Origin of the sequence: Hahella sp. HN01, assembly GCF_018986435.1 — a bacterium.
In the GTDB taxonomy this organism is placed as follows: domain Bacteria; phylum Pseudomonadota; class Gammaproteobacteria; order Pseudomonadales; family Oleiphilaceae; genus Hahella.
Genome location: NZ_JAHMIN010000026.1, coordinates 122,904 through 145,111, shown reverse-complemented (window position 1 = coordinate 145,111; position 22,208 = coordinate 122,904). Strand labels below are relative to the sequence as shown.

The window sequence follows — 22,208 nt, the reverse complement described above, 5'->3', positions numbered from 1 at the left end:
CGTCAACGGCGTTCATCGCCGCGCCTGACGTGAAACAGGTCGCCAAAGTGGCGAAATTTCGCGTTTTTATAAGGTTGCTTGTATGCAAAACCGCCGGTTAGGGTCCATAATCCTTGGCTGGATGTTCGACAGGCGCTTGTCGACGTCCGCATTATAAAAATATAAATCAGGGCGGAATGAAACCGGCGTATGCCGGATTGCCAGGAAGGTCGCGCTGAGTCCTCGGGTCGAGACTTCGAACCCCGTGAGACTTCAGAGGTAAAATAAGAATGTCAGCGCTAAAGAACCTTTTCACACTGGCGTTATGCTTAGTCAGCACTTTCGCCTGCGCGTTTGAAAAAGACTCTCTCATTGTCTGGATAGGAGCCGACAAAGGCTCAAAAGGCGTCGCCGAAGCGGGCGCCGCATTCACCGCAGCCACTGGTATGAAAGTGAAGGTGGAGACGCCGGACGATCTCACCGTTCAATTCGACCGCCTCGCGCCCACGGCGCAAGGTCCGGATATTGTCATATGGGCCCATGAACGTTTTGGTCCCTGGATCAATGACGGCTTTTTGGAGCCGGTTACCCCCTCTCAAAAGATGCGCGACAGCGTAGCGCCTTTCACTTGGCGGGCGCTGACGGTTGGCGACGATATATATGGCTTTCCCATCGCCATAGAAGCGGTGAGCCTGATCTATAACAAGGCACTGGTGAAAGCGCCTCCGCGTACGCTACAGGAAGTCATGACGCTGGATCGCGACCTGCGTAAACAAGGCAAGAAAGCCATTGAGTGGGACTACAAGAATACTTACTTCAGCTGGCCCTTTATCGCTGGCGCCGGCGGCTACAGCTTTGGCAAGTCCGACGGCGTTTATAATCTGGCGGACGTCGGCTTTGACAGCCGTGGCTCTGTCGATGCTGTGCAAGCAATCAAGCAGCTCCTGGATCAGGGCGTACTGGAAAAGACTGCAGACTATGGTTCTATGATGAACGGCTTTAAGAAAGGCGACGTGGCGATGATCATCAACGGTCCCTGGTCTTGGCGTGAGATCCGCGACGCGGGGATCTCCTTTGGCGTGGACTATATTCCCGGGCTGACGGCGGAGCATCCAGGGCGTCCTTTTGTCGGCGTGCTGGCGGCGGGAATCAATTCTGCGGGAAGAAACAAAGAGGCGGCCCAGCGTTTTCTGGAAGACTATCTGCTGACTTATGAGGGGCTAAAGAAAGTAAATACTGACAAGCCCTTGGGCGCGGTGGCCAATGTTCAGCTAATGAAAGAGCTTTCTGCTGATCCTTTGATCCGCCACACCTTCGTATCCGCTGAAAAAGGAGAGCTGATGCCGGATGTGCCGGAAATGAAACGTTTCTGGGGATTATTTACCTATAAGTTGCCCGCGATGCTGAAAGGAGAGGCGGCGATCAGCGCAACCCTGAACGATATGGCGGATCGATTGCGGAAACTGGACGAACTAAAAGGCTGGGGGCGGCGGCACTATCTTTCCGATAAGGAAAGCTGAGCGTTGACTCTATAAACGACTGGGGCGCATGAGCGCCCCGGTAAATCGATCAGCGTGCGGAAACCGCCTGTAGTGCGAGCAGCTCCATTTGTTCCAGAGAAGGAATAATGGCCTCTTCGCCGCTGACCTTCACCATCATCTTGTCCATAGGGCCCAGATCGGCTTTTTCGTGGGCGCTGACTTCTTCGCTCCGCACTTTCATCAAACGAGGCAGGCCCTGGGTGACGAACGCCATGAATGGCAGTTGTTTATGCTTGTCGCCAATGGTATTGGTGACGGCGATCCGGGTATGGGCGGATTGTGCGCCTGTGGCGGATTTATTGGCCATGTCATAAGACACCAGCGGCAGACGCAGACCGCGCCAGCGGATGTAGCCCAGGAACCAGTCCGCGCCGTCTTCAACGGGCTCCGGCGCCTGATAGTCAACGATTTCAGCGATGCTGGCGTTGGGTAATAGCAAGTTCTTTCCCTGTACGGGAATCAGTAAACAGGAGATCTGTCCGGAGGTTTGCTCCACCATGAATCTATCCTCGAAATCGTTTGTCTTACCGGCGCCTGTCTCACGGCGGGCGCGAATATCTTCTCTGGACCAGCCGCAGGTCCAAGCCGATAGAGCTTCAGTCTGAGTCTAGCTTAACAGACTGGGTTAGGGAACGTCAGGCCAGGCCGCGCTTGCGCTTCGCCAGTTCCTCAAGCTCTACGGTTTTCAGTAACTTTTCCGCCAACTGATGCGGCGAACCGCGAAATTCCACGCATCCCGTCGCGGCGACGGAGTCCGGCATTGAGCTGTTGGCGCAGGTGTCCGAAGTCTGCGACCAGATTCGACTGCCATAGGCGCGCAACAGAGGGCCGGCGAGTGAACCGTCATTGCCCATGCCGCTGAAAATAATTGCACTACAACGGCCGCTATAATAACCGCCGACATTCAACATGACCTGATCAATGGAGGGTCCATAAGGACCCGGCCAGGCGTTTCCTCGGACTTCCATCGTACCCTCAACACTGAACACCACTTCGTGGTCGACAGGCATGATCACCACTTCGCCGTAATGCAGGCGCGCGCCGTGCTGCACTTCTTTTAGATCGAAGGCTGAATGACGACCTAACACCCGCACCAATACATTGGCGGCGTTCTGGTCGATATGCTGAGCATAAACGAAGGCGACAGGCAGGCCTGATGGCAAGCAGTCGAGAAAGCTCTTCACCGCCGCGGGACCGCCTAAAGACGCGCCTAGAATCCATACCCTTTCCACTGGATCGTTAACGCCGCCGGGCCGGATATGATGAGGCAATGGCAGCGCGGAAGGACCGCCAGGAGAAGCTTCCAGTGCGGTTAGAGATGCGCTGGCCTGGTTAAGTGTGGGCGGTTCGCCCAGCAACTCCACCAATTTGGTGAACAGGCGCCGCTCCCACTTGGCGTAATCAAGGCTGTGCTTATTGGGCGCTTCGCCTAATCCGAACAAGACGGGGGCTTCGCTATGATCGATCAGCGTATCAATGGCGTCCGCCCAACGGTCTTCGTCGGTCAGTATGACGATCCATACCTCGGCAGCGGCGTGGCGCTCTAAGAGCTCCGTGCTCAGCCGGGAAGGATCACAGCTGGCGATCACCGAAAAACCGTATCCTTCCACCGCGCTTTGCATGATATGCCGCTGTAAAGGGCAGTCCGAAATAATGCCCACTTTTGCAGCCTGCACTGACATCCAGTTATTCCACTAGTCGTTCTATCGTCTCAAGCAGAATTTTTTCCTGGAAGGGTTTACCGAGATATTCGTTAACGCCGATTGAAATAGCACGCTCGCGGTGTTTCTGTCCGGTACGCGAGGTGATCATAATGATCGGCACATCTTTCAGGCGCTCGTCGTGACGCACCAGACTCGCCACTTCGAATCCGTCCATACGCGGCATTTCTATATCCAGCAACATGACGTCTGGTTTGTGATCCTGCAACAGTGCGATCGCGTCCACACCGTCCTTCGCGGTAATGACTTCCATACCGTTCCGTTCCAGCAGACGGGAAGTAACCTTCCGTACCGTAACCGAGTCGTCCACCACCATAACGGTGGTTGGGCCGGATGCTGCGCGCGCAGGCTCCCCGGCTGGTTTGAGCGTCGGAATGAGGCTTGGGCCGTAGTGAGACATGTCGCTGCGGATAAGCGCAGGCAAGTCAAGAATCACGACCACGCTACCATCCCCCAGGATGGTGGCGCCGGAGACGCCGCGCACTGAAGAAAACTGGGTGCCGAGACCTTTTACAACGATCTCGCGGGAGCCCATCAAGCTGTCCACCTGCAGGGCCAAAGGCTGATCGCCGCCGCCGCGCACCAGAATGACCGGCAAGGGCAGAGGCTGACCTTGCAGTTTCGGATGGTGTTCGCTCTTCAACAGGCTGCCCAGGTACTGCAGACGATATTTTTGACCTGCGTACTCGTACAGCGGCGCGTTGGGTTTGTAGTACTCCTCCAACTCGTAGGTGCTGACGCGCACGATACCTTCAATTGTGTTCAACGGAATCGCGTAATAGTCCTCGCCGGTGTTCACCATCAGCGCCCGGTTCACAGAAACCGTGAACGGCAGGTGGACGATAAAGCGCGTGCCGTGGCCAGGCTTGGAGTCAATAGTGACGCGTCCGCCAAGCTGTTTGATCTCGCTGGCCACAACGTCCATACCGACGCCGCGTCCGGAAATCTGAGTAACTTTCTCCGCGGTGCTGAAGCCTGCCTGGAAGATAAACTGCAGCATATCGTGATCGCTAAGGTGCGTACCTTCGTCGATCAAGCCGCTCTTAATGGCTTTATTTCTGACCGCGTCGACGTTGATGCCGCCGCCGTCGTCGGAAAGAATCAGTACAACGTCGCCGCCTTCACGGCCTACCGACAACTCAATGCGTCCGGTTTCCGATTTGCCTTTGGCGCGACGCTGCTCGGGCATTTCCACCCCGTGGTCGATCGCGTTACGCAGCATGTGCTCCAACGGCGCCAGCATGCGCTCCAATACGGTACGGTCCAGCTCGCCTTCCGGGTTGTACACTTCGAAGTCGGCTTTCTTGCCTAGTTCGGAGCTTACCTGCCGGATGATACGGCGCAGCCTGGGCACGATCGAGGTGAACGGAACCATGCGGGTTTTCATCAACCCTTCCTGCAGCTCCGTATTGATGCGGGATTGTTGCAGCAGCAGGGTTTCCGCGTCACGGGCCTTATCCATCATGGTTTCACGAAGGTCGGTCAAGTCCGAGGAGGACTCGCTTAACGCTCGCGACAATTGCTGGATAGAGGAGTAACGGTCCATTTCCAGCGGGTCAAAGTCTTCGTATTTGACGCCGCTTTCTTTTTCCATGCGGAACAGAACCTGAGCTTCCGTCTCCATGTCCATCCGACGTAACTGCTCGCGCAGACGGTCGATGGTGGACTGCATCTCTTCCAACGTGTAGGTGAAGTCACTGATCTGCTGTTCAAGCAGACCACGGGTGATACTGGTTTCACCCGCGAGGTTAACCAGGTTGTCGAGCAGGTTGGCGGAGACCCTGACGGTTTCCGCGGCCGCCTGACGTTGCGCCGCAGGTTGTGCGGGCTGTATCTCGGTTTTGGCCGGCTCTTCTTTTTTGACAGCGGGAACGGCTTGCTCACGCTGCATTTGCACCATGCGTTCAGCCAGGGCCTCAGGTTCGCTCTTCGGCGCTTCCGCCGCTACAGCTTCCACTTCGGCTTCTTGCTGACTGCTGTAGAAGTTTTTAACCTGACCGATTTCGCTCTTCAGGCGATTGAACAGGATCTCAATTTCACTGCGCAGGGCGTCGTCCAGCTCATGCTTGTGGTCATAAGCTTCTTTGACGACGGATTCGATTTCCTGCGCCAGGTCGCCGATGTTGGTCAAGGTCGCCAGACGCGCGCCGCCTTTCAGCGTATGCAATGCGCGGGACATGGAGTCCGCATGTACGCTGTTGCGGGGCTCACGGGTCCAGTCGTTGAATTCGCGCTCCAGACTGGCCTGCAGCTCATTCGCTTCTTCTACGAAGACTTGCAGGATTTCCGGGTCGACATCCAACGCAAACTCAGTAGCGGGCAGTTCTTCGCCGCTACCGACTTCTTTCAGTTCGCGGATCAGTTCATTGGGAACTTCTGGTTGCTCCAGTTGTTCAATCTGATCCAGTAGGCGACCGATGTAACGGATGGAGCGGTCCACCAGCGTAATCAGTTCGTCAGGCACCTGATGCTTGCCGTCGACGACGCTCTCCATACGCTCGGTGAGCGCTTCAGTGAGAGCATGCACGCTGTCGATATTCGCCAGCTTGGCGCCGCCGTTCAGGGTTTGCAGGTCCCGAACCAGCTCTTTCGCCGGCGTAATATTATCTGGATTGGCTTTCCAGCGATCAAAGCAGTCAATCACTGCGTCCATGATGTCCCTGGATTCGTCCAGGAATATGCTGCGCAGATCTTCGTCGCTGGTTTCCTGAGCGGAATCCAGCAGAGACTGCTGTTCGCGCTCGATGTCCAAAATGGTGTCTTCGCGATCATGAGGGCCTTTCGCCGCCAGATCATGTTGCGCGCAGTATTTGATGACTTGCTGGGCGAGATCGTTTGCCGCGCGCACCGGGCTGTTGCTAGTGACGCTATCCACCATTTCCGCCAGACGGTCATGGCAGGCCAGCATCAAGTCAGACAGTGACGGTTCCGCCAGGAAACGACCTTCGACAATACCCTCGAACAATGTTTCCAGTTCGTGGGCCAAATCGCCGATAGGCTTGATTTCCGCCATACGCGCGCCGCCTTTCAACGTATGCAGGGCGCGTTGCAGTTCCTTCACATGCTCGATATTTTCGAGTTCGCCCAACCAGCTCTGCAGGTTGCGGGCGGTGGAGTCCACCAATTCATTGGCTTCTTCCAGGAAGATGGAAACCAGTTCCTGATCCAGGCCACTGATGTCGTAAACTGGATTCTCGATGGGCGCTTCTTCAACCGGCGCAGGCTCCGCAGTGATCTCTTCGGCGTCAGCAAGACCTTCCAGCTCTATAGCCGTTTGATCCACCTGGGACTCAGGAGAAGTTTCAACAGCGGCTTCCACTTCCGGATGTGCGTCAACGATATAGTCGTCTTCGCCATCCGCGTAGTGATGACCGGCACCTTGCGCCATGTCGTGAACACGGCCGATCAAGTCGCGAGCAGGGGAGGCCACCTGGTTCTGGGCGACGGCGTCCACCATGCCCGCCAGACGGTCGTGACACTCCATCACCAGACCAACCATGGCGGGTTCTGGCGACAGACGGCCCTCTGTCATTCTTTCAAACAGCGTTTCCAGCTCGTGAGCCAAGTCGCCGATGGACTTGATCTCCGCCATTCTGGCGCCGCCTTTCAGCGTATGCAGATCACGCTGCAGTTCTTTTAAATGCTCCAGATTGCCCAGCTCTTCAGACCAGCTATGCATGGTCTCGCCGGTGCGCTGGATAATGTCCTGAGCTTCCTCAAGGAAGATTTCGACCATTTCTGGATCAAGGGGCGCGACTTCCTCAAGGACAGGAATTTCTTCCTCTTCGTTGAAATCCATCGTCGGCAGACTGGCTTCGTCGTAGGAAACCTCGTCGCCTTCATCCTCTTCGTCTTCTGCCGAGCGCTCGCCGGACAGATAAGCGTGCAGGGCGTCGATCAGATCCTGAGCGTCATTACAGGTGCGCGTGGCGGTGACGGAGTCGACCATGCCCGCCAGGGTGTCGTGCGCCAGCAAAGACAAGTTGCTGGCTTCTTCATCCGGCGTGACGCGCTGTTCTACGATACCTTCGAACAGGCTTTCCAGCTCATGGGAGAGGTCGCCGATAGGAGGAATGCCCGCCAGTCTGGCGCCGCCTTTCAAAGTGTGCAGATCGCGCTGTAATTGCTGAACTAACGCAATGTTATGAAGATCCTGCGACCACTGCTGCATAACATCCGCGGAGGATTGAATGATGTCCTGGGCTTCCTGCAGGAACACGTCCGCTAGCTCTGGGTCCAGTTCGTACACTACGCCGCCGGAAGCGACAGGCGCAGGCGTTTCTTCGATCTCCTCCATGAAGCTTGCTGAAGGTTCAATCACCTCCGGCTCTTCAGGCAGACCAATATCAAAATTAATATCTTCGGCGAGATCGTCTTCTTCCGCCTCTTCGATGATTACGTCGTCCAGAAGAGGAATCTCGTCATCCGCTGAGTGGGCGACTGGTTCCAGGCTTTCTTCTTCGGCGACTTCCGCGACGGGAGGAACATCCCCTGCAGGCGCTGATTCAACTGGCTTGGCCAGGGCGTATAGCTCTTGAATCAATGATGCGTCAGGCTGCGTGGCGAGACCCGCTGCAACCTGGTCCATCATGCTGATCAGCACGTCATGACCGCGTTTCGCGATAGTGAAGAAACGATCGTCTGTGTTGGCGCCGCCAGCTTCCGCCAGCTCATAAGCGGTTTCCAGCGCGCGGGAAAGCTCTGCGACATCTTCCAGGCCGGCCACTTCTGCGCCGCGGGACAAGGTGGTCAGCTCAGTGACCAGCTTGTTCAAATCTTCTTTGGAGTTCGGATCCTGGCTCCACTCATTAAGTATGCGCTCGGCGTCCAGCAGAATATCAACACCTTCTGTTAAGAACAGATTGATCAGTTGCGGATCGGGCTTGCTGGTGGCCTGCAGCACATCGCTTTGCGCGGCGTTAGTCAGGATGCGATTGCTGACGGTAGCCAGCTTCTCCAGGTATTCGTTGGCGCCGTCCAGCGGCTTCAGCGGTGTGCTTTCAATTTGATCCAGGCCGCGACGCACAAAACCTGCGCCTTCCTGCAACAGTTCGCGAATGTCGCTGTCCACACTGACGCCGCGAGCGCGGGCTTCTTTGACAAATTTCTCAAGCGGCACCACTACGGTGGCGATAGGCTCAATGCCAGCGGTATTGGCGCTGCCTTTGAGCGTATGCATGGCGCGGGAGATTTCGTCCGTAATCGGCGTAGGCTCGCCATTGGCGGCGGCTTTGGCGGTGAACGTCGCCAGCGTCTCAAGATGGCTTTCTGTTTCCGCCTTAAAAATGTCTTTCAGGGCCGGGTCGATGTCCAGGGTCGGCTCGCCTGACTCGCTGGCGGAAGCGTCCTGATCGAGCTTCAAAGGCTTGGGAATCTCGCCCTTGGCGATGGCGTGAGCCTGATCCATATACGGTTGCGTATTATGGCTGGGCTTACGACGCAGTTTGAAGTCTTCGACAAGGTCAGGAAGGATTTTGGTCACAGCCTGCATCAGCTCGCCAATATCCTGGCTCATGAAAATAGTGCCGTCGATGATACGGTTCAGCAGATTCTCAATAGACCAGGCCAATTCGCCAACGAGCGTAGCTCCGACCAGGCGACCGCTGCCTTTCAATGTGTGGAAGGCGCGGCGAACTTCGATCAATGCTTCCTGATTGTCGTAACTGGCCACATAAGAGGGCAGGTACTGACCAATGGTGTCCAGTACTTCAGCCGCTTCTTCGACGAAGATTTCGATGATTTCGTCATCGATCATGTCATCTTCGTCTTCTTCCTCCGGTTCTGGAACCTCTACGGTTTCAGCGACGGGCTCAGGGATAGACGGTGGCTCAATGGGCTCTGGCTGTGTTTCTTCAACAACAGGCGCTTCTGGTTCGGAAGCCGCTACAGGTTCTTCAACTGGAGCAGGAGCGGGCTCTTCTTTGGGGACGGACAGATCGATATCTGACGCCGAGCTTTTCTCACGGGAGAGGCGACGGGCCGCCGCCAGCGCTTCGGCTTTAGCGACGAACTGATCTACATCGTTGATTTCCTGACCAGTCTTAAAGCGCTCAATCAGCTCAGGCAGCTTGTTGATCACGCCTTCCAGCAGTTCGAACATTTCCAGCGTGGCGGTAATGGAACCGTCGATCACGCGGTTAAGCATGTTCTCCACACTCCAGGCCAACTCGCCCAGTGTGGTGGCGCCGACCAAACGGCCGCTGCCTTTCAGGGTATGGAATGCGCGACGGATTTCCGCCAGGGCGACCTGATCGTCAGGATTGCTTTGGAAGCTGGGGAAATAATTGTGAATGGTCGCAAGAACTTCTTCTGCTTCTTCGACAAAGATTTCGACGATTTCGTCGTCGATAAGCTCCTTGTCGGAGGCTTTGTCGCGTGACGACTCGGGCGGCGCGGACATTGTCGGCGCAGTGCCCGCCACGGTCTGCGGCGCGATGGCGACGGCGTCGCCCACCGGATAGCCCAGTTGCGCCAGGCTTTCTTCAGCAACCTGCAGAATCAACTCGTTGTCCTGGCTGCCTTCGCTCAGACGCTCCAAATAGTACTCAATACTGGTGATGGCGTCGGCCAACGTATCCAATTGGTTCCAGTCTGGAGACTGGTCGCTGTCGAGCAACCGGTCCTGGATATATCGCGCGGAGGCGTCCAACAGATCGGCGGCGCGCTCCAGCGGGATAATGCGCAGTCCGCCGCGGATGCTCTGCAGCAGCTTCGGCACGCTTTCAATTTCGGAGCGATCCCAGTGAGAGGCGATGTACTCGACAATATCGGTTTTCGCCTGCTCCAGGCCGTTACGGGCTTCACGAATAACCGCTTCGTGAGCGTTGTCGACCTGCTCTTTCGGTATCGCTGCGCCGCCAGCGTTGTCGCCGCTGCTGGCGCGCTGTGAGCCTGCGTCGTCGCTGAAGCCGCTAAGCGTGGCTTCGACGTAGAGGAGCGCTCCGGCGATGTCCATCAATACGTTGTCGTCTGGCGTATCCGTACCAGAGGACAGGGTATCAATTAAATCGATCTGCTCTTGCACCACTTTACGGGGAATACCCAGGCCCAGAACCGCCATGGTGTTGGCGACCTGATGCAGCCCCGGCAATAGCTCCGCCAAGTCGCTGCTATCTTTGAATTCGCCCCGGACGAACAGGTCCAGTTGGTCTTTAACCCGGGCCAGCTCTTCGTTAAGCGCTTCTACTACGGATTCAATCGCGCCTTTGTCCGGGCCGGACATTTTCTGACGCTCGATATCCACTTCTTCGTCGCTGGGGAGAGCCTGATCCAGACGGTAATCTTCACGCACGCCTTCTATGGCGGGGGTGCGGGCGTCGGAACGAGCGACGTAGTAGAGCAAGTGCTTCAGTAAATCTTCAGGCGGCGCCTGCACCAGAATGTCGATGTTCTCATCAATGACTTTCTTGATGCGGTAATCCAGCGCGCGCAACAGGTTCTTGATCGCGGAAGACAGGTCGATGCCGTTATTCACCAAGGCTTCGATGAAGGCATGAGCAACCCGCCAGATCTGTCCTTGCGCGGTATCGCGGCAGAGGGACTCAAGGCGTTTGAAGACCTTGCCCATATAGCTGAAGTTAGCCGGCAGCTCGCTTTCGCGGATAACTCCGGCGAGGGCGAACTGATACATTTGCCGTAACTTGCGCAACTGCATGATGACTTTGTCGTCGTGCAGGCGTTGGTTCACTCCTGGCGGCGCCGCGACGCGAGCCATGGAAAGGTCAGGGGTGAACAGTGATGTGTCGGAAAGCAGCGATTCACCGCGCGAAGCGCGCAGGTCGTTCAAAATCGGCAGCAGAATGACGGGCAGATCGCGCCGGCTTGACTGCAGGCGGTTAAGATAGTTAGGCAGTTGCAGAATCGCCCGCATCAGCACTTCGATGGCTTCATCGGGGTGCGGAACGGTTTCCTGCAGGACTGCCTGCGCCAACTTCTCCATTTCTTCCGCCAACAAGGCGGCGCCATAGAACTCGACCATCTGCAGAGTTCCATGGACCTGATGTATGTAATTCAGACAAAAGCGTAATTTGGCGCTGTCTTCAGTGTTGTTGACGTAGTCCTCAAGCGCTAACTGCGCTTGCTTAAGTGTACTGTCGATTTCGCCCTTAACCCAATCAAGAGCTACATAGTCATGGTTGCCCGCCATAACTTCTCCAATTAACTGTTGCGCTCGTTTCGCCTGATAAAAGCGAGAGTTTTGTCACTTCCGACCCGCTGCAAAAGAGGGTGGGTCCAGTCAACGATTTCTCCCAGTCCCAATACCAGAATGCCACCTGGCACCAGGCGTTCAGCCAAGCGGTTAAGAATTTCCTTCCGCCGCCAGCGTCTGAAATAAATCAATAAGTTCTGGCAGAAAATAATGTTCATGCCATGCATCGGCGCGTCTTTAAGGTTAAGCACGTTAACCCTTGCAAAACACACTCTCTCTTTCAAGCGCGGGATAACTGCGTAGAGATTCCCGTTACGCTTTTCAAAAAATTTCTCTTTGCGTTCTTCGTTCAGGGTGACCAGTTTGCGTGCCGGATAAACAGCGGTTCGAGCCTTCTCCAGCACCGGCGAGGATATGTCCGTGCCGGTAACGCCGTAGTACTTGGCCAATCCCAGAGCTTCAAGACACTCTTCGATGATCATGGCCAGCGTGTAAGGCTCTTCTCCGGTTGAGCAGCCTACGCTCCAGGCTTCGATGGTGGACTTGGCCAGTGCTTCAACCGGCCGGGTCAGCAGATAATCCTTGACCAATCCAAACGCATCTTCGTCTCTGTAAAACCGGGTTTCCTGAACCGTCAGCCGATCTACCAGGATGGCCCATTCGACGACGCCGGATGGACTGTCAACGATTTTGTGAAAGTACTCCTGATAGGAGGGGCAGCCGATTTCCCTCATCCGAATGCCCAAGCTGGTCTGCAGAAATGTCTTGCGCTGTATTGGCAAGTTCATTCCAGTGCGCTTTTCCAGCAACGCCTGCCACCGGAAGAATTCCTGATCTTCCATTGGCGGCAGGGTTTTTAAACTCCATGATCCCTCAACTTCAGTGCCATCATTGATCGCCATAGTGGCGCCTTAGTCGTGTCCTTGCTGTTGTCGGACGATAGGTCATTGGAACATCAACACAGGTTTAGGCGGCGTCGATGTCCAGGTCTTCCTCGTTGCTGTGACCTACCTGGTCAGGCAGCTTGAAACCTGCTACAGAGTTACGCAGCTGGTTGGCCAGTTCCGCCAGTTTACCGATGGACTTCGCTGTCGCGTTCGTACCTGCGGAAGTCTGCGAGGTGATTTCCTGGATAACGTTCATCGTATTGGAAATGTGACCTGCTGAAGACGACTGCTGACGTGCGGCGTTCGAGATGTTCTGGATCAAGTCCGCAAGGTTTTTCGATACGTTCTCGATTTCTTCCAGGGCGACACCCGCGTCTTGTGCGAAGCGCGCTCCACGCACCACCTCTGCGGTGGTTTGTTCCATGGAGATTACCGCCTCGTTGGTGTCTGTCTGGATGGTTTTTACCAGTGCCTCAATCTGCTTGGTCGCTGCAGAGGAACGTTCCGCAAGGCGCTGTACCTCGTCCGCAACAACCGCGAAGCCTCGACCTGCGTCACCGGCCATAGATGCCTGGATCGCAGCGTTCAAAGACAGAATGTTGGTTTGGTCGGCAATGTCGTTGATCAACGATACGATATCCCCGATCTCCTGGGATGATTCACCCAGACGCTTGATCCGCTTGGAAGTTTCCTGGATCTGCTCACGGATGTTATCCATGCCGCGAATAGTAGACTGTACGATTTCTGCGCCTTTCTTCGCGATCGCAACCGACCGCTCCGCAACCGCTGCTGATTCGGCGGCGTTGGAAGATACCTGGTCGATAGAAACGGCCATCTCGTTGATCGCCGCGGATGCGCCAGCGATTTCCTGCGCCTGGTGCTCGGAAGCGTCGGCCAGATGCATCGCAGTCGCCTGGGTTTCCTGGGCTGCGCCCGCTACCCGTACAGCGGTTTCGTTAATGGAGGTTACCAACTGACGCATCTGGTCGATCGCGAAGTTGATGGAGTCGGCGATCGCGCCCGTGAAGTCCTCGGTTACCGTCGCCTCTGTAGTCAGGTCGCCGTCCGCGAGGTCGGCCAGTTCGTCCAGCAGTCGCAGGATCGCGTTCTGGTTCTGCTCGTTCTGGGAAGCCTCTTTTTCGTAACGCTTCTTGGATTCCTGAGAACCGATGTAGAAGATGATCAAGATCGCAACGATGATGAGGAACAGCAGGGCGTAACCCAATTGGTCACTAACCAGACGGCCTTCAGCTTGAGTCTGGAATACTTCGTTCAGTTTGGAAGTCTCGGTCAACAGCGCCTGAGATTTCTCAAAGATGTTGTTCGCAGCTTCACGCACCCGGAACAGTTCAGGGGACGTTTCAAGAATGGTGTCTACGTTTTCGTTAACGAATTCGAACAGTTCCGCGATGGCTTCCAGACCGAAAGTAGCGTCTTCGTCAGCCACTTTGGTGATGCCCATAACCTGGTTGCCTTCGACCATCCCGTTCAGTACGCGACCGAACAAGTTTACGTCGCGGCCGAAACGGTCGGCAGCGGTTACCGCGTCCTCGCCACCGGCGAGTACCTTGTTAACGCTTCGTACAATACGTTCCGCCAGCAGTGACTGACGCTGGGCTACCGCGACCTGATCGGCGGGCGCGTTGTTTTCCAAAAGAATCTGTACAACGTCGTCATACTCAACCTGTAGCTGGGGAATGGTGTCGTTGAGTGTGATGGCGACCTGGTGCAACTGCAGAACGGTGTCTTTGGAGCCGAGGATCTGGTCCGCCGCCTCACGTACGTCGTCCCACAGGCCGGTTACGTTAGACATCTGCACGCTTTCTACGGCAGGCAGGTTACGCTCAGGGTTGCCTTTGGTCAGATAATCCCACAAGCGTTGGAAATCGTCCCGGGAGCGGCGCAATTCTTCGAAAGCCTGCGATTTACCGTCAGCGGCCTCCGAGGAGTTCTTTGCGATCTCCTGAGAAAGTACCCGCAGCTCGGAAGCGTAACTGATGTAGGTCTTATCCTGACTCGCGTTAAGGTTTACCGTAAATATAACGTAGAGAAGGGCGATTACCGCCACAATCACCACGCCATACATGGCTAGCTGAATAGGGTTCGCACCCTGTCCGGACGAAGTTTTTCCAGATATTGATATCATTGCTTTGGCTCCCCAGCCTTTTCAACTCTAACCATCTAACAGCGTAGCAGACGCTGTAATAGCTGCGCAGCGATTTCTCACTGCGCTACGTTTATGAAATTGGAATCTGCCACCAGACTGGTCGTATCGAATACAATCCAGCGTTCGTTACTACGGGCGTAAAAGCCGCTTACGTAAGGTCTCAGCACTTCCGGGATATCCGGCGCGTCCTTTTGGAAGCTGTCCACCGGGAAGTACTGCATGCCAAGCACGCCGTCCACTATCAGGCCGCTGAAAACATCGCCCTGCTCAATGACCAGTACGCGCCTGTTTCTCGTGCTGCGGGTTTGTTGCGGCAGCTCGAAGAAAGAAGTCAGGTCCATTATAGGAAGAAGCCGCCCACGTACGTTGGCGACGCCCTGCATCCAGGTTTTAACGCCTGGAATTTGTGTGAAACGGGGGACCGGGAGGATTTCAACCACCTCTCCCATTGCTGCGACGAAGTTAAGTCCCGCCAGAGAGAAACCGATTCCGTTCCATAACTCAATGACGTCTTCCTGCGCAGGCAAACCCTCTGCTAAGGCCTTGCTCTTGGCTTCAATCTCGGCAAGTACGGCAAACGGGTCCGTAGTAATTGACATGATAAAAAGTGGCTCCGCCTATCTGATGAGCTCGTTGATCGTATTGATCAGATCGCTTTCATTGACAGGTTTGACCAGATAGCCCTTGGCTCCCTGACGCGTACCCCATACACGGTCAGTTTCCTGGTCTTTGGTAGTGACGATAACCACCGGAATATTGGCGGTTTCTTCTGCGCGAGTCAGCTGACGAGTCGCCTGGAATCCGTTCAATCCGGGCATAACGACGTCCATCAGGACAAGGTCAGGTTTTTCCGAGCGGGCTAGCGCCACGCCGTCGGCGCCGTTGTCGGCGGTTAAGATTTCGTGTTGATGCTTTTCCAGAATACTTGAGATCTTGCGGACCTCAGTTGGCGAATCATCTACGATAAGTATGCGAGCCATAATTCCCCCGAAAACTCATGTGTAACCCTGTAAAAAAAGTGTAGCTTAATAAACTGACATCATTTCTTCGGCAAATGATTTCGAATTGTACCCAGTAGTTCGTCCTTGCTGAAAGGCTTGGTCAAATACTGGTCCGACCCCACAATGCGTCCCTTGGCCTTGTCGAAGAGTCCGTCTTTGCTTGACAGCATGATAACGGGAGTGCTCTTGAATGCGCTGTTGTTTTTAATAAGCGCGCAGGTCTGGTAGCCGTCGAGCCGGGGCATCATTATATCGACAAAAATGATGTCCGGGTGAGAATCGGCGATTTTTGCCAAGGCGTCGAAACCGTCTGTCGCGGTAATTACAGTGCAGCCGACTTTTTTTAGAAGCGTTTCGGCAGTACGACGAATCGTCTTGCTATCGTCAATCACCATAATTTTGAGGTTTTCAAAGTTATCTTCCATCTCAATATGGCCCTGGTAATGAGGTCATGTTTTCGTTGTGTGAGTCACTAATTCGGCTGGCTGATTTACGTCGGAAAGCGGCGTCAGACATGTTAATGGCTTTTTTAACATAGAATTACAACGCAATCTATAAGTAAATACTATTTATAGTTCAGATGCCCAGTAAGGCAAAGAAAATCTTTGTGTATAAATGTCACAAAACCACTAACAACCTTAACAATTGGAACCTGACTACCTTTTAATTAGCAGACTAGTACAGAAAATAAGATAGTACAGAAGTGGGCTTTGGGCCCGGAAAGTGGCATCATTATGCCCGCCCGTTTACCGGGCGCCCAGTTAATTTTTGCAACCGTCTTTTAACGCATTTAAGTAGGTGCGGATATGACTATCAGGTTGGGTGTGGTGATGGACCCCATCGCCGACATCAACGTTAAAAAAGACAGCACGCTCGCGATGCTGTTGGCGGCCCAAAAACGCGGTTGGTCCGTGTATTACATGGAACAGGAAGATCTGTACCTGGAGCAGGGGCGGGCCTATGCGCGGATGCGCACGCTGCAGGTGGCGGACGACCCTTCCAGTTGGTTCGAGATTCAGGACGAATTTGTGGATGAGCTGGCGTCGCTTGACCTGATTCTGATGCGCAAAGATCCGCCAGTGGATAGTGAATTCGTGTTCGCCACCCACATCCTAGAAGCAGCAGAGCGCGAGGGCGCGCTGGTGGTTAATCGGCCCCAGAGCCTGCGCGATTGTAACGAGAAGTTATTCGCCACCCAGTTCCCGGATCTGTGCCCGCCTGTTTTGGTCAGCCGCGACGTCATGCGCCTGCGCCGCTTTTTTGCGGAGCATGAGGATGTGGTGTTCAAGCCGTTGGACGGCATGGGCGGCAAGTCCATCTTCCGCGTGAAAGCCGGGGACTTTAACCTTGGCGTTATTCTCGAAACGCTCACGGACAATGGGCGTCGCCAGATTATGGCGCAGCGTTATTTGCCGGAGATCAAAGACGGCGATAAGCGTATTCTGATGATCAACGGCGAGCCGGTTCCCTATGCATTGGCCCGGATTCCGTCGCAGGGCGAAAACCGCGGCAATCTGGCGGCGGGAGGCAGCGGCGAAGGTCGCGAACTGAGTGAGCGGGATAAAGAAATCTGCGCACGCGTCGGACCGGTGTTAAAAGAGAAGGGTCTGCACTTTGTTGGACTGGATGTAATTGGCGACTACCTCACAGAAATAAATGTCACTAGTCCTACCTGTATTAGAGAGTTGGATAAACTTTATCATTTGGATATAGCGGGACAATTAATGGATTATTTGTCGTCTTTATTAAAGTCACGTCGGGATATTGTTGTTTAAATAAATATGAGTGATAAGTCGCTTTCTTCTCCGGCTGCGGGAGTCACCGCTTTTGATCGCCTGGGTTTTTGTATGTTCTTCGCTATCGCCGTACATGCGGCGATTGTGTTGGGAATTACCTTTACTATCGAACCAGAGCGCCCTGTTCCTCTGACAGTCGAGGTCACCCTGGCTCAATTTGATGATAAAGAAGAGCCGGAGGACGCCGACTTTCTCGCGCAGTCCAATCAAAAAGGCAGTGGTTCGGAAGAAGATAAGAAAGAGCTCACTACCACTGAGCAGGCGGACTTCCGTGATATAGAAACTCATGAAGTCGCGCAGCTTCAGCCTGAAGCGGTAAAACCCAGGGAAGCCTCTGCCGAACGTCAGGTGGTTGCGAACAAGACTTCCGATCGTGACATGAGCATGTCGGAAAAGCCAAAGAAGGATAATCCGGAAGAGGCTCCTCCAGAAGAGCGCAGTCAGTTGCTGCAGCGCAGTCTGGAGATCGCCAGTTTGGAGGCGAAGCTTTCCGAACAGCAACAGGCGTACGCCAAGCGTCCCCGCGTGACGCGTTTGACGGCGGTGTCGGCGAGAAAGACCGCCAGCGCGTATTATATGGAAGAGTGGCGTCGGGAGTTGGAGCGCATTGGCAACATCAACTATCCGGAAGAGGCGCGTAAGCGCAAGCTGGAAGGGAAAGTTCGCGTAGCCGTCATCATTGAGCCTGATGGGCAAGTGCAGGAAATCAATATCCTGTCCTCTTCCGGCGCCAAGATATTGGACGACGCGGTGGTCCGGATTATCCGCCTCGCTGAGCCATTCCCACCGTTCACTGAAGAGATGCGTAAAGAGTCGGACCTGTTGGAAATCATCCGTACTTTCTCTTTTGGAGAGCGCATGTACGCTACTGATTCATGACAACTTTCCGGTTAATCCCTTTGGTTTTTTGCCGCATCGGGGTTAACTGGTTTATGCTTAGAACTATACAGGCAGTTAAAAAGGCCGCAACTGCATGAGTTCATCAATGTCTACATTACGCAATCAATTTCTGATTGCCATGCCTCACCTCAAGGACCCTAATTTCGAAGGGACCATCAGCTATATATGCGACCACAATGACGAAGGCGCTATGGGGATCGTCATCAATCGGCCTTTGGATATTCGGCTTAGCGATATGCTGGAGCAACTTGAGCTGGGCGGCGAAGGCATCGCTATGCCGGTATATTCCGGCGGTCCCGTGCAAATTGAGCGGGGCTTCGTTCTGCACTCGCCTTTAGGCGACTGGCAATCCTCTATTGAGATCGCTCCTGACATCTGTATAACCACTTCCAAAGACATTCTGGAGGCCATGGCTCGCGGCGTCGGTCCGGACCGCACCTTGGTGGCGCTTGGCTATGCAGGGTGGGGCGCCGGCCAATTGGAGAAGGAAATCTCCAACAATTTCTGGATCACCTGTCCTGCTGACTCCGCTATCATTTTCCGTACGCCGGACAGTGACAAAGTCGTTTCCGCATTGGGACGGGTGGGTATCGATTATCACCGTCTCTCGTCGATTTCCGGGCATGCCTGAAGCTGTGACGCAGAGGACGTTCGGGAGGCTCGACACGTAAATTATGGCGACAGTGGTAGGCTTTGACTTCGGACTCAAGCGCTTTGGCGCGGCAGTCGGACAGTCGGTATCGATGACGGCTTCTCCTCTCAAGGAAATTCCCGCTCAGGACGGCATCCCCCGATGGGAGGCGATTGAAGCGCTGTTGGAAGAATGGAAGCCTGCGCTGGTTATCGTGGGAGAACCTTTGAATATGGACGGCAGCGTCAGTGAAATGGCGTTGCGCGCCAGGAAGTTCGCTCGGCGTTTGCACGGGAGATATAATCTGCGCGTCGAAATGGCGGACGAGCGGCTCACCAGCAGCGAAGCCAAATCCATGGTGAGGGAACGCTACGGGCATCGCGACTTCGGACGCTACGCTGTGGACTCCATCGCCGCGGTCTTTATCGTGGAAAGCTGGCTGGAAACCCACGCCGACAATCTGGACGCATTTCTTCATCCTCCTCGTAAACAAGGAAAATCCGATGACATCATTGATTGATGTTGATGCGGCCATGCGGGACATGGTCGAAAAACTCAAACTGCTCTGCGCGGAACGCAATATCGATAAGCCTGCGCTCGTAGGCATCCATACTGGCGGCGTATGGGTCGCGCGACGACTGCAAAGCCTGTTGGGCTGGGATGGCCCGGTGGGCGAGCTGGATATCTCATTCTATCGCGATGACTTCACTCGCATCGGCTTGAACCCCAAGGTTAAAGCCTCGTCTTTGCCTTTCGAAACAGAAGGTCGGGATGTCGTGCTGGTGGACGACGTGATTATGAGCGGAAGAACGATTCGGGCCGCCATGAACGAACTTTTTGACTTTGGCCGGCCGGCAAGTATCCTTCTCGTCGCGCTCATGGATGTGGGCGGTCGCGACCTTCCCATACAGCCGGATGTGGTCGGCGCCAGCCGGCGGCTGGAGTCAAATCAACGTGTGAAACTGCTGGGGCCGGACCCTTTGGCGGTGGAGCTGCGGGAGAAAACAGGCTCCAGCTGAAAGACCTTAGCGACAAGTTCACACATGGGCGAAATCCATCAACCTGAGAATTGATTTCCATGCCTAGCATAGACGACGAACTCAGTCCCCTGCAGTTGAACCGGTTTCAGCATCTTCGACATTTTCTGACCATCGAAGGGCTGAGCCGGAAGCATCTCACGGACATTCTGGACACGGCGGACACCTTTATTGAAGTCGGCTCCAGATCAATCAAGAAAGTTCCTTTACTCCGCGGCAAAACCGTCGCCAATTTATTCTTCGAAGCAAGCACCCGCACCCGCACTACCTTTGAACTGGCCGCCAAACGTTTGTCGGCGGACGTTCTGAATATCAACATCACCACCTCCGCCACCAGCAAAGGCGAATCATTGTCCGACATGCTGCGCAACCTGGAAGCGATGGCGGTGGACATGTTCGTAGTGCGTCACGCGCAGAGCGGCGCCCCGCATTTCATCGCTAAATCAGTGACGCCAAGAGTCTCCGTCATTAACGCTGGCGATGGCCGCCATGCGCACCCGACTCAGGCGATGTTGGACATGCTGACCATTCGCCAGCACAAGCATAAATTTGAAGGGCTTAAAGTCGCCATCGTGGGGGATATTCTGCACTCGCGGGTGGCGCGCTCTCAGATTCAAGCCTTAAACCTGCTCGGAGCCGAGGAAGTTCGGGTTATTGCGCCGGATACGCTGCTGCCGCCCTATGTTGACCAGTTTGGCGTCAAAGTGTTCAGCTCCATGAAGGAAGGTATGCGGGACGTGGACGTGGTGATCATGCTGCGTTTGCAAAAAGAGAGGATGGAAGGCGCCCTCCTGCCCAGCGAGCAGGAATTCTTCCGTCTCTATGGATTGTCTCAGGACAAACTGGCCTTGGCCAAGCCTGACGCGATTGTCATGCATCCCGGCCCGATCAACCGGGGGGTAGAGATAGAGTCCGCCGTCGCCGACGGTCCGCAATCCGTCATTTTGAATCAGGTGACCAATGGCATTGCGGTGCGGATGGCGGTCATGTCCATGGCGATGAGCGGCCAGATAGCTGAATTGACAGCGGATGAGGAGGTTGCGTGAGCGGGCGGATACTCATAAAAGGCGGTCGAATCATCGACCCGTCTCAAAGTCTGGACACCCAGTCGGACTTATACATTGCTGATGGCGAAGTCGTCGCGATCGGCGCGGCGCCAGCCGACTTCAATGCAGATATGATGATTGAGGCAGCTGGTTCCTGGGTGACGCCCGGGTTGGTGGATCTGTGTGCGTATCTGCGCGAGCCGGGTTATGAACATAAAGCAAGCATCGCCAGCGAGTCGCTGGCGGCGGTGAAGGGCGGTTTTACTACGCTATGCTGTCCTCCGGCGACATCGCCCGTCAATGACACTGCGGCGGTGACCAATCTTATATACGATCAGGCGCTGACCGCAGGCAAGGCGAAGATACTGCCCATCGGCGCGCTGACCAAAGGGCTGGCCGGCGAGCAACTGAGCGAAATGCACGCGCTGCGCGAGGCGGGCTGCGTTGGCGTTTCCAATCTGCGCTATCCTTTCCGGGACAATCAGGTCATGAAGCGCTGTCTGGAATACGCCTGCTCTCAGGACATCACGATATTCGTATGCCCGGAAGATTACGCACTGGCGAAAGATGGCTGCGTACATGAGGGCGCCACCAGCGGATTGCTGGGGCTGAGCGGTATTCCCGCTATTGCGGAAACCATGGCGGTAGCGCAGTGGTTGATTCTGGCGGAGGAAACTGAGGCGCGGATACACCTTGGACAATTGTCCTGCGCAAAATCGGTCGAGCTGGTCGCAGATGCTAAACGTCGTGGCCTGAAAGTCACCTGTGATGTGGCGCTGGCGAACCTGATTTACACCGATGCGGTGATCAAAGACTTTAATCCTGCGTTTCATGTGCGCCCTCCGCTGCGACGGGAGGAAGACCGTAAAGCACTGCTGAAAGGCGTGAATGACGGCGTGATCGACGCCATCTGTTCTCATCATCAGCCACATGAAAGCGCAGCCAAGCTGGCGCCGTTCGCGGAAACCCGTTCAGGCATGTCGGTGATTGAGCTGGTATTGCCGCAGATCATTGCGCTGACGACGTCTGGCGAGTTGCGTCTGGATGCGGCGATGCGGGCGCTGACCACAGGTCCGGCGCAGGTGCTGGAGTTGTCTACGGGGAGCTTACAGATTGGAAGCGCTGCGGATGTGGCGCTGATTGATCCGACTGAGAAGTGGCTGGTGACCGAATCAAATCTGGTGTCCAAAGGCAAGAATTGCCCATGGCTGGATACGGAAGTGGTTGGACTGGCCTATAAAACCATTGTGGAAGGACGTGTGGTGTATGATCGCGCGTTGATGATGGAGTAGCATTCCACGTTCACTTATTGGCGACGCTTGTCAGTTTTGACGAGACAATGACGAGTTGATT

At 55.1% G+C, this 22,208-nt stretch carries 16 protein-coding genes; 8 read left to right on the top strand and 8 right to left on the bottom strand.

What is annotated here, in order from left to right:
* The first annotated feature begins 269 nt into the window (after positions 1-269).
* Entirely contained in the window at positions 270-1,499 is a 1,230-nt protein-coding gene (gene malE / locus KP814_RS22555) for a maltose/maltodextrin ABC transporter substrate-binding protein MalE (RefSeq protein ID WP_216738885.1), read from the top strand.
* A gap of 49 nt (positions 1,500-1,548) precedes the next feature.
* On the opposite strand, the gene KP814_RS22550 is transcribed toward malE, so the two are convergent.
* The 8 genes from KP814_RS22550 to pilG all read right to left on the bottom strand — a co-directional run bounded on the left by KP814_RS22550 (position 1,549) and on the right by pilG (position 15,870).
* Positions 1,549-2,019, bottom strand: a complete 471-nt coding sequence (locus KP814_RS22550) for a chemotaxis protein CheW (RefSeq protein ID WP_216738884.1) — start codon at positions 2,017-2,019, stop codon at positions 1,549-1,551.
* Between the two features lie 136 nt (positions 2,020-2,155).
* Positions 2,156-3,202, bottom strand: a complete 1,047-nt coding sequence (locus KP814_RS22545) for a chemotaxis protein CheB (RefSeq protein ID WP_216738883.1) — start codon at positions 3,200-3,202, stop codon at positions 2,156-2,158.
* Positions 3,203-3,206: 4 nt separating this feature from the next.
* On the bottom strand, positions 3,207-11,387 hold the full coding sequence (locus KP814_RS22540; RefSeq protein WP_216738882.1) for an Hpt domain-containing protein: 8,181 nt from the start codon (positions 11,385-11,387) through the stop codon (positions 3,207-3,209).
* Positions 11,388-11,398: 11 nt separating this feature from the next.
* Positions 11,399-12,292: a protein-glutamate O-methyltransferase CheR gene (locus KP814_RS22535; RefSeq protein ID WP_011394524.1), complete on the bottom strand. Its 894-nt coding sequence runs from the start codon at positions 12,290-12,292 to the stop codon at positions 11,399-11,401.
* A gap of 64 nt (positions 12,293-12,356) precedes the next feature.
* Positions 12,357-14,423, bottom strand: a complete 2,067-nt coding sequence (locus tag KP814_RS22530) for a methyl-accepting chemotaxis protein (protein WP_216738881.1) — start codon at positions 14,421-14,423, stop codon at positions 12,357-12,359.
* Positions 14,424-14,500: 77 nt separating this feature from the next.
* A complete protein-coding gene (locus KP814_RS22525; RefSeq protein WP_127968179.1) occupies positions 14,501-15,043 on the bottom strand; it encodes a chemotaxis protein CheW in 543 nt (180 codons plus the stop codon).
* 18 nt (positions 15,044-15,061) lie between these two features.
* A complete protein-coding gene (gene pilH, locus KP814_RS22520; protein ID WP_011394527.1) occupies positions 15,062-15,424 on the bottom strand; it encodes a twitching motility response regulator PilH in 363 nt (120 codons plus the stop codon).
* Between the two features lie 59 nt (positions 15,425-15,483).
* Positions 15,484-15,870, bottom strand: coding sequence for a twitching motility response regulator PilG (gene pilG / locus KP814_RS22515; RefSeq protein WP_011394528.1), 387 nt, complete (start codon positions 15,868-15,870; stop codon positions 15,484-15,486).
* A 381-nt stretch (positions 15,871-16,251) separates the two neighbouring features.
* On the opposite strand from pilG, the gene gshB reads away from it, so the two are divergent.
* The 7 genes from gshB (at position 16,252) to KP814_RS22480 (ending at position 22,147) form a co-directional block, all read left to right on the top strand.
* Entirely contained in the window at positions 16,252-17,220 is a 969-nt protein-coding gene (gene gshB, locus KP814_RS22510) for a glutathione synthase (RefSeq protein ID WP_216738880.1), read from the top strand.
* Positions 17,221-17,226: 6 nt separating this feature from the next.
* Complete coding sequence (locus KP814_RS22505; RefSeq protein WP_216738879.1) at positions 17,227-18,120, top strand: energy transducer TonB; 894 nt, start codon at positions 17,227-17,229, stop codon at positions 18,118-18,120.
* Positions 18,121-18,214: 94 nt separating this feature from the next.
* Entirely contained in the window at positions 18,215-18,772 is a 558-nt protein-coding gene (locus KP814_RS22500) for a YqgE/AlgH family protein (RefSeq protein ID WP_216738878.1), read from the top strand.
* A 43-nt stretch (positions 18,773-18,815) separates the two neighbouring features.
* Positions 18,816-19,292, top strand: a complete 477-nt coding sequence (gene ruvX / locus KP814_RS22495; protein WP_216738877.1) for a Holliday junction resolvase RuvX — start codon at positions 18,816-18,818, stop codon at positions 19,290-19,292.
* Positions 19,276-19,791 carry a bifunctional pyr operon transcriptional regulator/uracil phosphoribosyltransferase PyrR gene (pyrR, locus tag KP814_RS22490; protein WP_216738876.1) on the top strand — a complete coding sequence of 172 codons (516 nt, stop codon included), beginning with the start codon at positions 19,276-19,278 and terminating at the stop codon, positions 19,789-19,791. Before ruvX ends, pyrR begins: the two co-directional genes overlap by 17 nt.
* A 59-nt stretch (positions 19,792-19,850) precedes the next feature.
* Positions 19,851-20,855 carry an aspartate carbamoyltransferase catalytic subunit gene (locus KP814_RS22485; RefSeq protein ID WP_216738875.1) on the top strand — a complete coding sequence of 335 codons (1,005 nt, stop codon included), beginning with the start codon at positions 19,851-19,853 and terminating at the stop codon, positions 20,853-20,855.
* Positions 20,852-22,147, top strand: coding sequence for a dihydroorotase (locus KP814_RS22480; RefSeq protein ID WP_216738874.1), 1,296 nt, complete (start codon positions 20,852-20,854; stop codon positions 22,145-22,147). Before KP814_RS22485 ends, KP814_RS22480 begins: the two co-directional genes overlap by 4 nt.
* Positions 22,148-22,208 lie beyond the last annotated feature (61 nt).